The sequence below is a fragment of the Erwinia sp. E602 genome (genome assembly GCF_018141005.1).
Lineage (GTDB): Bacteria > Pseudomonadota > Gammaproteobacteria > Enterobacterales > Enterobacteriaceae > Erwinia.
This window is the reverse complement of sequence record NZ_CP046582.1, coordinates 4,420,929-4,432,690: the sequence shown is the minus strand read 5'-3', so window position 1 is coordinate 4,432,690 and position 11,762 is coordinate 4,420,929. Positions and strand designations below refer to the sequence as shown.

At 58.4% G+C, this 11,762-nt stretch carries 8 protein-coding genes and 1 pseudogene; 7 read left to right on the top strand and 2 right to left on the bottom strand.

The annotated features are described in order from the left end of the window. Positions 1 to 21: 21 nt before the first annotated feature. Both GKQ23_RS21930 and uvrA read right to left on the bottom strand, forming a co-directional pair. A complete protein-coding gene (locus tag GKQ23_RS21930; protein ID WP_056235101.1) occupies positions 22 to 1,074 on the bottom strand; it encodes an NAD(P)-dependent alcohol dehydrogenase in 1,053 nt (350 codons plus the stop codon). Between the two features lie 404 nt (positions 1,075 to 1,478). Next, positions 1,479 to 4,307, bottom strand: a complete 2,829-nt coding sequence (uvrA, locus tag GKQ23_RS21925) for an excinuclease ABC subunit UvrA (RefSeq protein ID WP_212409435.1) — start codon at positions 4,305 to 4,307, stop codon at positions 1,479 to 1,481. Between the two features lie 281 nt (positions 4,308 to 4,588). On the opposite strand from uvrA, the gene ssb1 reads away from it, so the two are divergent. The 7 genes and pseudogenes from ssb1 to GKQ23_RS21890 all read left to right on the top strand — a co-directional run bounded on the left by ssb1 (position 4,589) and on the right by GKQ23_RS21890 (position 11,417). After that, entirely contained in the window at positions 4,589 to 5,143 is a 555-nt protein-coding gene (gene ssb1 / locus GKQ23_RS21920) for a single-stranded DNA-binding protein SSB1 (RefSeq protein ID WP_056235107.1), read from the top strand. 443 nt (positions 5,144 to 5,586) lie between these two features. After that, complete coding sequence (locus GKQ23_RS21915) at positions 5,587 to 6,714, top strand: type IV toxin-antitoxin system AbiEi family antitoxin (protein ID WP_212409434.1); 1,128 nt, start codon at positions 5,587 to 5,589, stop codon at positions 6,712 to 6,714. After that, positions 6,699 to 7,601: a hypothetical protein gene (locus GKQ23_RS21910; protein ID WP_212409433.1), complete on the top strand. Its 903-nt coding sequence runs from the start codon at positions 6,699 to 6,701 to the stop codon at positions 7,599 to 7,601. The genes GKQ23_RS21915 and GKQ23_RS21910 overlap by 16 nt, the downstream gene beginning before the upstream one ends. Positions 7,602 to 7,615: 14 nt before the next feature. Then, a pseudogene (locus tag GKQ23_RS24030) lies at positions 7,616 to 7,824 on the top strand (helix-turn-helix domain-containing protein); the annotation flags it as partial. 59 nt (positions 7,825 to 7,883) lie between these two features. Continuing rightward, complete coding sequence (locus GKQ23_RS21900; protein WP_212409431.1) at positions 7,884 to 8,390, top strand: Rpn family recombination-promoting nuclease/putative transposase; 507 nt, start codon at positions 7,884 to 7,886, stop codon at positions 8,388 to 8,390. 344 nt (positions 8,391 to 8,734) lie between these two features. Next, positions 8,735 to 10,009 (top strand): MFS transporter, encoded by a 1,275-nt coding sequence (locus GKQ23_RS21895; RefSeq protein WP_212409430.1) that lies wholly within the window; start codon positions 8,735 to 8,737, stop codon positions 10,007 to 10,009. Between the two features lie 385 nt (positions 10,010 to 10,394). Then, complete coding sequence (locus tag GKQ23_RS21890) at positions 10,395 to 11,417, top strand: LacI family DNA-binding transcriptional regulator (RefSeq protein ID WP_212409429.1); 1,023 nt, start codon at positions 10,395 to 10,397, stop codon at positions 11,415 to 11,417. Positions 11,418 to 11,762 lie beyond the last annotated feature (345 nt).

Below are 11,762 nucleotides of genomic sequence, written 5' to 3'. Positions count from 1 at the left end.
GCTAACGCCCACCCTTGAGGCTTATCCGCGCAGTGAATCGATATCGATCACAAAGCGGTATTTCACATCGCTCTTCAGAATGCGTTCGTAGGCGTTATTGATCTCTTTGATATCAATCAGCTCAATATCTGAGGTGATATTGTGTTTGCCGCAGAAATCCAGCATCTCCTGGGTCTCTTTGATGCCGCCGATCAGTGAACCGGCCACGCTGCGGCGTTTCATAATCAGGTTAAACACCTGCGGTGACGGGTGGTCGTGCTCCGGCGCGCCGACCAGCGTCAGGGTGCCGTCGCGGCGCAGCAGCGAGATAAACGGGTTGAGATCGTGCTGGGCCGCCACCGTATTGAGAATAAAGTCGAAGCTGTTGGCATGCTGCGCCATCTGGTCGGCATCTTTCGAAATCACCACTTCATCGGCACCGAGACGTTTACCGTCCTCAATCTTTGACGGCGAAGTGGTAAACAGCACCACGTGCGCGCCCATCGCATGGGCAATCTTCACGCCCATATGGCCGAGTCCGCCGAGGCCGACGATGCCCACTTTTTTGCCGGGACCCACGTTCCAGTGGTTAAGCGGTGAAAAGGTGGTGATGCCGGCGCACAGCAGCGGTGCAGCGGCCGCCGGGTCGAGGTTCTCCGGCACGCGCAGCACGAAATCTTCGTGAACGACAACGGAAGTGGCATAGCCGCCGTAGGTGATGTCGCCGCTGTGGCGATCCTGGCCGTTATAGGTGCCGACAAAGCCCTCTTCGCAGTACTGCTCAAGATCTTCCTGACAGCTGTCGCAGGTGCGACAGGAGTCGACCATACAGCCAACGCCCACCAGGTCGCCGACCTGATATTTATGGCCGTGCGCGCCCACCGCGCTGACGCGGCCGACGATCTCATGGCCCGGCACCACCGGGAACACAGTGTTGCGCCACTCGTTGCGCGCCTGATGCAGGTCCGAGTGGCAGACGCCGCAATACAGCACGTCAATCTGCACATCATGTTCGCGCAGTTCACGCGGCTGATACTGGAAAGGTGCCAGTGGAGAGGTCGCGTCCTGGGCGGCATAAGCGTGCGTAATATTCATCGGTGTCTCCGGTTAATCACAGATGGCGCTGAGGCCAGGGAAGGAAGGCGGGCAGGCAAGCGTTACCCGTTCCGTTAAAGCTGAGGAGTAAGCATAGCCAGCGGAGAGTGACCGGGATATGTCAGTATGTCGCTAAATCTTGCCTGATCCTGCTGAACCCGGCAATTTTCGTCTGCGGCCAGTGGGCGAATACGCAGGAGGAACAAGCCAGCGGATAGCGGCGCAACCGGGCCATTGGGAAAGCCGGTTAGCGTGGTAAAGAAGGGGCCGGCGTGTCGCTGAACCCTGACGAACCCGCGGAAAAATGGGCAGAATCGACGGCCGCGAACGCATAAGAAGTGAGCGGGGCAGAATAATCTGCCCCGCCGTGGCCAGCCGGTCAGCAAACCGGTCCGGCCAGAGAGTTACTTCGCCAGCAGCGGCTTCAGGAAGCGCGCGGTGTGCGAACGCTCGCACTCTGCCACGGTTTCCGGCGTGCCGGACACGAGGATCTCCCCGCCGCCGCTGCCGCCTTCCGGCCCCAGGTCAACGATCCAGTCGGCGGTTTTGATCACGTCAAGGTTGTGCTCAATCACCACGATGGTGTTGCCCTGGTCGCGCAGCTGGTGCAGCACTTCCAGCAGCTGCTGGATATCGGCGAAGTGCAGGCCGGTGGTCGGCTCATCGAGGATATAGAGCGTCTGGCCGGTACCGCGCTTCGACAGCTCGCGCGCCAGCTTAACGCGCTGCGCCTCACCGCCGGACAGGGTAGTGGCCGACTGGCCAAGGCGGATGTAGGAGAGGCCAACGTCGATCAGCGTCTGCAGCTTACGCGCCAGCGCCGGTACGGCATCGAAGAACTCGCGCGCTTCTTCGATGGTCATCTCCAGCACTTCGTGGATGCTCTTGCCCTTGTACTTCACTTCCAGCGTCTCGCGGTTATAGCGCTTGCCTTTACACTGGTCGCACGGCACGTAGATATCCGGCAGGAAGTGCATCTCCACCTTAATCACCCCGTCACCCTGACAGGCTTCGCAGCGGCCGCCGCGCACGTTAAAGCTGAAGCGGCCCGGCGTATAGCCACGGGTGCGCGACTCCGGCACCCCGGCAAACAGCTCCCGCACCGGGGTAAAGATGCCGGTGTAAGTGGCCGGGTTCGAGCGCGGCGTGCGGCCAATCGGGCTCTGATCGATGTCGATCACCTTGTCGAAATGCTCCATGCCGCTGACGTCGCGGTAGGGGGCCGGTTCGGCGATGGTCGCACCGTTCAGCTGACGCTGGGCGATCGGGAACAGCGTATCGTTAATCAGCGTCGATTTGCCCGAACCGGAAACCCCGGTAACGCAGGTAAACAGCCCGACCGGCAGCGTTAAGGTCACATCTTTCAGGTTGTTACCGCGCGCGCCGGTGATCTGCAGCACCTTCGACGGATCGCCTTTCACCCGCTCTTCCGGGATGCGGATGCCGCGCTTGCCGCTCAGGTACTGGCCGGTCAGCGAGGCGTCCACCGCCATTATGTCGTCCACCGTGCCTTCGGCGACGATCTGCCCGCCGTGCACGCCGGCACCGGGGCCGATATCGATCACGTGGTCGGCGGCGCGGATCGCATCCTCATCGTGTTCAACCACGATCACCGTGTTGCCGAGGTTACGCAGGTGGACCAGCGTCTCCAGCAGCCGTTCGTTATCGCGCTGATGCAGACCGATCGACGGCTCATCCAGCACGTACATCACGCCGACCAGCCCGGCCCCGATCTGGCTGGCCAGGCGAATACGCTGCGCTTCGCCGCCGGAGAGGGTCTCCGCGGAGCGCGACATCGACAGGTAGTTCAGCCCGACGTTGACCAGGAACTTCAGGCGATCGCCAATCTCTTTCAGCACTTTCTCAGCGATTTGGGCGCGCTGGCCGCTGAGCTTCAGGTTCTGGAAGAACTCCATCGCATGGCCGATGCTCATATCCGAGATGGTCGGCAGCGTGGTGTTTTCCACAAATACGTGGCGCGCTTCACGACGCAGGCGGGTGCCGTCACAGCTGGCACAGGCGCGGTTGCTGATAAACTTCGCCAGATCCTCACGCACGGCGCTGGACTCCGTCTCTTTATAACGGCGCTCCATGTTGTGCAGCACGCCCTCAAACGGATGGCGACGCACCGAGGTATCACCGCGATCGTTGACGTACTTAAACTCGATATTCTCTTTGCCGGAGCCGTTGAGGATCACCTTGCGGCTGTAAGCATCCAGCGTGTTGAACGGCGCTTCGATATCAAAATCCAGGTGCTCGGCCAGCGAACGCAGCATCTGGAAGTAGTAGAAGTTGCGGCGGTCCCAGCCGCGGATCGCGCCGCCGGCCAGCGACAGCTCGGGGTTCTGCACCACGCGGTCCGGGTCAAAGTACTGCTGCACGCCCAGCCCGTCGCAGGTCGGGCAGGCACCGGCCGGGTTGTTGAAGGAGAACAGGCGCGGCTCCAGCTCGCTCATGCTGTAGCCGCACACCGGACAGGCGAAGTTGGCGGAGAACAGCAGCTCCTCGGCCTTAGGATCGTCCATATCCGCCACCACGGCGGTGCCGCCGGAGAGCTCCAGCGCGGTTTCAAACGACTCGGCCAGCCGCTGCGCCAGATCCTCTCGCACCTTAAAGCGATCGATGACCACCTCTATGGTGTGTTTCTTCTGCAGCTCCAGCTTCGGTGGATCCGAGAGATCGCACACTTCACCGTCGATACGCGCGCGGATATAGCCCTGGCTGGCGAGGTTTTCCAGCGTTTTGGTGTGCTCACCCTTACGCTCTTTAATAATCGGCGCCAGCAGCATCAGGCGGCGGCCTTCCGGCTGTGCCAGCACGTTATCCACCATCTGGCTGACGGTTTGCGCCGCCAGCGTCACATCGTGATCCGGGCAGCGCGGTTCGCCCACGCGGGCAAACAGCAGGCGCAGGTAATCGTGGATCTCGGTGATGGTGCCGACGGTGGATCGCGGGTTATGCGAGGTGGATTTCTGCTCGATGGAGATCGCCGGAGACAGCCCCTCGATATGGTCGACGTCCGGTTTTTCCATCAGCGACAGGAACTGACGGGCGTAGGCGGAGAGCGACTCAACGTAGCGGCGCTGCCCTTCGGCATACAGCGTGTCAAACGCCAGCGACGATTTGCCGGAACCCGACAGGCCGGTGACCACGATCAGCTTGTCACGCGGAATGGTCAGGTTAATGTTTTTCAAATTGTGGGTGCGGGCACCCCGTACTTCGATCTTATCCATTCACACTTCCCGGATTAGCGCAAACCTCACCATGCCTGCCCGGCATGGCCAGAAACGAAACGAGTAATTATGGCACAAAAAAACCTGAATGGATATACAGTACTTTGTCGGCCTGTGCGCAGGAAAGCAGCGTTTCGTGTGAACCTGCTTCCACGGCGGCATGTAACGCTGCACGTCAGGCCGTTACCCGCGGATCGCGATCCGAAAGTAGGATCTGCGGGGGTGTCATGCTAGAATTTTGCGCCTAGACTTAAAGCAGATCATTAACCGGAGAGAGCAACATGGCCAGCAGAGGCGTAAACAAAGTAATTTTAGTCGGGAATCTGGGTCAGGATCCGGAAGTCCGCTACATGCCGAACGGCGGTGCCGTTGCCAACATCACTCTGGCCACCTCTGAAAGCTGGCGTGACAAGCAAACCGGCGAAACCAAAGAGAAGACCGAGTGGCACCGCGTGGTGCTGTTCGGCAAACTGGCCGAAGTGGCCGGTGAGTACCTGCGTAAAGGCTCTCAGGTCTATATCGAAGGCGCCCTGCAGACCCGCAAATGGACCGACCAGGCCGGCGTGGAAAAATACACCACCGAAGTGGTGGTGAACGTCGGCGGCACCATGCAGATGCTGGGCGGCCGTGGCCAGGGCGGCGGCGCACCGGCAGGCGGCGGCCAGGGCGGCAGCAACAACAATAACAACGGCTGGGGCCAGCCACAGCAGCCACAGGGCGGCAACCAGTTCAGCGGCGGCGCGCAGCAGTCTCGCCCGCAGCAGCAGCCACAGCAGAACAGCGCACCGGCGAACAATGAACCGCCGATGGACTTTGATGACGATATTCCGTTCTAAGATAAATCTTAGACATAAAGTGTAAACTTTCCCCTGAAGGCCCCAGGAATCAAATGCCTGGGGCTTTTTCTTTGCCCTTACAAAGGTAGAACTTTTAGCCATAAGTATCGGGAGGGGGACGTCCTTTCTGGAGAACGAACAGGTGAGGCTTCAGCCACATCTCTTATACAGACGCGCCTTAAGTCGCTCACTGTCAAGCCATACGGGTTGAGCATACAACCTCAGAACGTTACCTGAATTATTCTAAGAGCGCCCATCCCCCCTCTGAAGGCATTAAGTGTAATGGCTCTCGGTGAAGAATGCTGCTCGCCAGGGCAAACCAGGTCAGAAGTTTAGTCAAAAAATGATTATTAGCTGCGCAGCTAATGGTAAAATAATACCTAATGTTTAGCTAATATATTATTATTTGCTGTTCAGCTAATGACGCCTTGGAGGCTAATCTTATGGGCCATTTTTCACATCGTTCAGGGCACGAATTCGAAAGGCAGGTACTGGAAGAGCTAGCTATTGCCCTTGCGGACGCGTTTGGTTCCGAAGCCACTGTAAAGGGTCATCCAGGCAAGCAGTTATCTTCACAGATGGATTCCGAGCCTGATGGATTGATTGAGATCCGTAGGCCAGACCGGACGCTGATGCTTTACGTAGAGGTCAAAAAAAACGTTTATCCAAGAGACGCCAGAGATGCAGTGTGGAAATTCAATAACCACATGCGTTACCGGGATCATCGTCATGAGGCTATCGGAATGCTTGCCGCAGGTTCACTTAGCCCCGGTGCTAAGGAGGAGCTGAGGGCTCACGGAATCGCATCATTTGAGCTGGGAGGAAGCCTTTACCTTAAACACGACTGCTGGTTCATTAACATCGAAAAACCTACCAGGCGTCCCAGGAAGTCCTTCCACGGCGTAGACCTCTTCACTGATGCACGTGGGAGTGTTGTCCATGCCCTTTTGATGCATGCTAACGAGTGGCTTACCGGCGCGGAGCTAGCCGAGCGGGCTGAGACCTCCCCCTACACCTGCTCTCTCGTTTTGCAGGAGTTAACGTTGCGTGAATGGGTGAAGTCTGCAGGTGGAGGGCCGAGCAAGCGCAGAATGCTCATTCGCCCGGAAAAGCTTCTGGATGCCTGGGCTGAGCAATGGCAGGAGCGTAAAGAGAAGCAGACGAAATGGTACTCCTTCGTTGAAAACCCCAGGCACATACTGGCTCATTTTGCCGATCGCATTGACCATGCCAGAATCGATTTTCCATGGGCGTTCACTGGTGCTGCGGCTGCAAACGCTGTGGTCCCATTTTTGACCAGCACTGATGGTGTGGAAATTATTGTGCCCAAAGGGTATGCCGATGACATGGCCGAAGCACTTCGCCTTAAGCCTGTCAGCAAAGGAGCGAATGTCACGCTCATCGAGCGTGAATCTTCGAGCTTGCTTTACCGGGACAGACATTCGGATCATTCTGCATTTTTTGCAAGCGCGTACATCCTGTACCTGGATTTGCTGGATGGTAGAGGGCGAAACAAAGAGTTAGCTGACCAACTTAGAGGACGTTTGGAGTCGTTATGGGAAAGGAAATAAAGCCGCGAACGGCTGAGGGATATAGCATTGACGTGACGCTCGCCTGTGAAAAAACGCTGCTCACACTGTTGAGTGCATTCGGCAACCTTAGGGAAACCCTCCGTTTGGTTGGTGGTCTTGTCCCTCGCTACCTCACACCAGAGGCCCCACCAGACATTCCGATGCACGCGGGAACCTCAGACGTAGATATCGTGCTGAATCTGGAAGTACTGGCCATCGGAAATGAATACACCAGTTTGGCTGACCAGCTCAAAGCACGTGGTTTCATCCGTTGGGTCGAAGATGGAAAGGCTGCGTCCTGGCGGTGGCGCCTTAAGATTGAAGAGCACGTGGAGGTAGTCGTTGAGCTACTCCGTGATGCTGGTGATGAGGAGGCAGGAAAAACCATCAGTGTCAGTGGGGAGCAGGTCTCGGCCCTCACAATCAAGCATGCCAGGATTGTACACGATTGGTATCAAGAAAAGCGCATCGGGGCTCCACTGCCTGATGGGAAAGGCATATCAGTTGATGTGGTGCGTTTCGCGGACGTACCCGCATTCGTGATATTGAAGGCTATCGCGCTCCACCAACGGGAAGAGAACAAGGATGCTGCAGATCTTATTCATGTCATTCGCTATTCTGGATCGCTGGAATATGTCGCAGGGCTATTTGTTCAGCGTATTCGGTCAGGCCAGCATCCTGAGGCTGTAGAGGCTGGTCTTACGGCTTTAAGAAACCGTTTCAGCGATGATGAGTTCGGTGAGGGGTTCGAAAAAGTCGGGGCCGTTGCCTACGCCCAATTTCATGGCGGCGATGAGGATGGAATCGTGGGAGCGCAGCGTTTTGCAGCGGGCCTTATCCAGGGTTTGCTGGCCGAGATTGAGGCACAATTGGCAACAGCCTGTTAGGCTGTTTTCAATAGTTCAGGCAGGCCTTTGGTCAGTCGCCGCATGCGTATCGGATGCGGCTGTGCACCGCTCGAATCCTGCTGGCTGACGAGCTGCACCGGCCCAGGTTGCCGCCGCCACCGGCTTCGCCGACCAGTGCCATCTCGGCCGCTGGTTCCAGCGCGCGTACCGCCTGAAGCCAGCCGATTACCAGCGCCGCTGTGGCAATAATAAGCATCTTTAGGCACTTTCAGGAATAGTGTTCTGATAAATTCTCTCTGTCTAATAATGGAGGCAGGGAATATGAAACAGAATCAGGCCGCACCCGCGCCACACGACGTGGCATTCAAACATGTTTTATCAGACCCGGAAATTCTGCGAGATTTTATGCAGCTTCACCTTCCGGCACACCTTCAGGATATCTGCGATCTCAGTACGCTGCGGCAGGAGCAGGGGATCCTGGCGGATGAGAACTCCCGTACCGGTTTTAGCGATATGCTCTATGGCGTTGATACGACTGCCGGGGAAGCTTACCTGCTTGTACGCATCGAATATCAGAGTCCGCCCGATCCACACATGGCATTCCGTTTGATGAGTCGCGCCGTTGATCTCATGCAGCGTCATCTGGATACCGGACATGAATTTTTGCCGCTGGTAATTCCCATGCTGATTTATGCCGGCAAGACCAAAGGCTATCCCCACTCTATGAACTGGCTGGACGGGTTTGACCATCCTCAGCTGGCGAAGCAGCCTCACTGCAGCAAACCCTTCTCCGGGAATGCCACAGGGCCACGAACAAGGTGGAATTAGCGCCTGGCCAGCTGGCAGTGGCTGAACGTCACCGCGTTTCTGGCAACCGGTATTGCCACCGCACGGGCCGAAAAAAGCGGTGGATAAGGCTATCAAAGGGCTGTCGCTTCACCCCTGAGCGGGTGTGAGATACGGATAACTGACGCCTTAAGACAATTTTGTGGCAGACTGCTGCACCGTCCGGCGGAGTGTGCCGGGCGGTGATAAGGGCGTGCGCCCTTCATGAATGCCAGCTGCGCCGCGCTGCCTCTGAGGTTTGCCCGGTCCGGTCGGCATTTACGGCATAACCGATCCGCAGCCGCCAGGCTTTGACGGCGTCTGCGGCATGGCAGTGAGATGTCTCCATGACTACAACAACCCATCAGTTAACCCGCCACGACTACAAGATGATCGGCCTGTCGCTGTTAGGCGGGGCGCTTGAAGTGTTCGACTTCATTATTTTTGTTTTCCTGTCTGCGGTGATCGCCGACGTTTTCTTCCCCGCCGACACGCCGGAGTGGGTGCGCCTGCTGCAGAGCATGACCATCTTCTCGGTGGGCTATCTGGCCCGCCCGCTCGGCGGCCTGCTGATTGCCCACTATGCCGATCGCTACGGCCGCAAGCGGATGTTCAACTTCACCGTGTTGTTTATGGCGCTGCCCTGCCTGGCGATGGGGCTGCTGCCCGGCTATGCGCAGATCGGCTACTGGGCGCCGCTGCTGCTGCTGCTGGCGCGCATTATTCAGGGCGCCGCGCTGGGTGGCGAAGTGCCGAATGCCTGGGTGTTTGTTGCCGAGCACACGCCTGCCAGGCACCGTGGTCTGGCGCTGGGTATGCTGCAGGCCGGGCTGACCTTCGGCTATATGCTGGCGGCGCTGACCGTTACCCTGATCACCACGCTGTTCAGCGCCGACGAGATGCGCGACTGGGCGTGGCGCATTCCGTTTATCGTCGGTGGCCTGCTGGGCTTTATCTCGCTGTGGCTGCGGCGCTGGCTGCAGGAAACCCCGGTGTTTATCGCCATGCAGCAGGAGAAGGCGCAGGCTCCGCGCCTGCCGCTGGGGGAGATACTGCGCCAGCACCGCAGAGCGGCGCTGCCGGCGTTCTTTCTGACCGCGGTGCTGACCTCGGCGGTGATCGTCACCGTGGTGGTGCTGCCGCTGATCCTGCAGAAGAGCTGGCATTTTGATGCCGCGACCACCTTCCGCATCAGCTGCGTGGGCATTCTGGCGCTCAACGTGGGCTGTATTGTTGCCGGCTGGATCGCCGACCGGCTGGGCGCGTGGCGCACCTTCGCCATTTATTCGGTGCTGCTGGCGGCAGGCGTCAGCGTGATGGCCGCCAGCCTCAGCGGCGACATCACCCGCGTGCTGCTGAGCTACATCCTGCTCGGCCTGTGCTGTGGGGTGATCGCCGCCGTACCGGCGGTGATGGTGCAGCTGTTCCCGCCGCAGGTGAAGGTGACCGGCATTTCGCTGATCTATAATCTGTCCTACTCGCTCTGTTCCAGCACATTGCCGTTGCTGCTGCTGGCCCTCTATCAGTACGCGCACTGGACGCTGGCCGCCATGGCCTGGGGCGTGGCGGCCATCGGCCTGCTGACCTTTACGGCCTGGCGCAACATCCCACTTTTCCGTTGAACCCCAGCGGCATCCGCACCCCAGCCGGTGCGGATGGAACACGCGACAACCACATCCCCCACCCACCCGTCCGGCCACGACAGCCCATCCTGTCTTGCCTGCCCGACCGCGGTCCCTGTCGGCTGCACGCCCGGCACACGGATGAACAAGGATCCCACACCTGAATGCCATCTCACCCTCTTGCTATAACAAAATTTCAATATTCTGCACCCGGATGCAAAAATAATTGCAATCGGGTGCAAAGATCGAACATAATCGCAACATTAACAGGGGATAACGCTGTGGTCACGGATTGGCCGCGCGAAGCACGGCTAAAGGTTTCTTTTCCCCTGCGTTTAGCGTTCAATGCTGGGTTACGTAACTCGGACACTGGGACGCAGGTGTTATGACAAAAGAGACAAAGACGCGCCACAAGGCCACCGCCAGCGATGTGGCGGCGATGGCGGGTGTGTCTAAATGGACGGTATCACGCGCCTTCACGCCGGGGGCGTCGGTCTCCGGGCGGGCGCGCGAGAAGGTGCTGGCCGCCGCGAAAGAGCTGGGCTACCGGCCCAACCTGCTGGCGCGCAGCCTGTCGAAAAAGCGCACCCACATCATCGGGGTAGTGATCGACCAGATGCAGAACCCGCACTCGATGATGATGATGGATGTGGTGACCCGACAGCTGCAGGCGCGCGGTTATATGGCACTGCTCCTCAACATCACCACCGGGGAAAACTACCGCTCGGTGATGGCGATGGCAGACCAGCTGCAGGTGGACGGCATCCTGTTTTTAGGCACGGTGCTGACCGACCAGCTGATTGCGATAGCGCATGAGCTGCACCATATCCCGCTGGTGCAGGTGTGCCGTAACAGCGATGTGGAAGACATCGAAGTGGTGAATATTGACGGTCATCAGGCCGGTGCTGAAGTGGCGTCTCTGCTGCTGGCGCAGGGATATCAGCGCTTTGGCTATATGAAGGGGCCTGACACGCTGAGCAGCCAGCTGTACCGCTATGACGGCTACCAGCAGCAGCTGCAGCAGGCCGGGAAAACGGTCGATCGCCTGCTGATCGCCGGGGAATACAGCCGTACCCTGGCAATGCAGGCCCTGCTGGACTATCTGCAGGCGGTGCCGGCCGGGCAGCGCGTTGAGGCACTGTTCTGTGAAAACGATATCCTGGCGCTGGGCGTGCTGGATGCATTACGCCTCACCGGCAACGAGGGTACGATTGCGGTAGTGGGCTTTGATGATATCGAAGAGGCCGGCAGCGAAAGCTATCAGCTGACCAGCTACAGCCAGGGGATTGAGTCGCTGACCGGTGAGTCGCTGAACCGGCTGATTGAGGAGCGTGCCAGCCCACCGGAAGCGTGGCGCAAAGGTGAACTGAAGATCCGCCGTTCCCATCTGCCGGTAACGGTTGAGTAATATCGCGGTAATAACCAAAGGGGTGCGAGAAAGTTCCGCCGTACGCATCCCGCTGATAATAAAAGATGCAGGGTAGTATTTCTCCCTGCGCATAATTCGCCAGCCGCTAACGGGATAACCGGTACGGTGGGCGTTTATTGATACTCTCTGCACCCAAACAGAATGTGCGCACTCGTGCACGCTAATAATACGAACGTGAATACGTCAGCGTAGGGCTGGTCGTAATTAAAATTCACCTCAGGAATACGCCCGAACAGCCAGTCACTGGTCCGGGTGGGGATCGTTACGTCTTTTTTTAGTGTCGGGCAATCGCGGCCATGCTGGCCGCCGTCGTAAAGGAAAAAC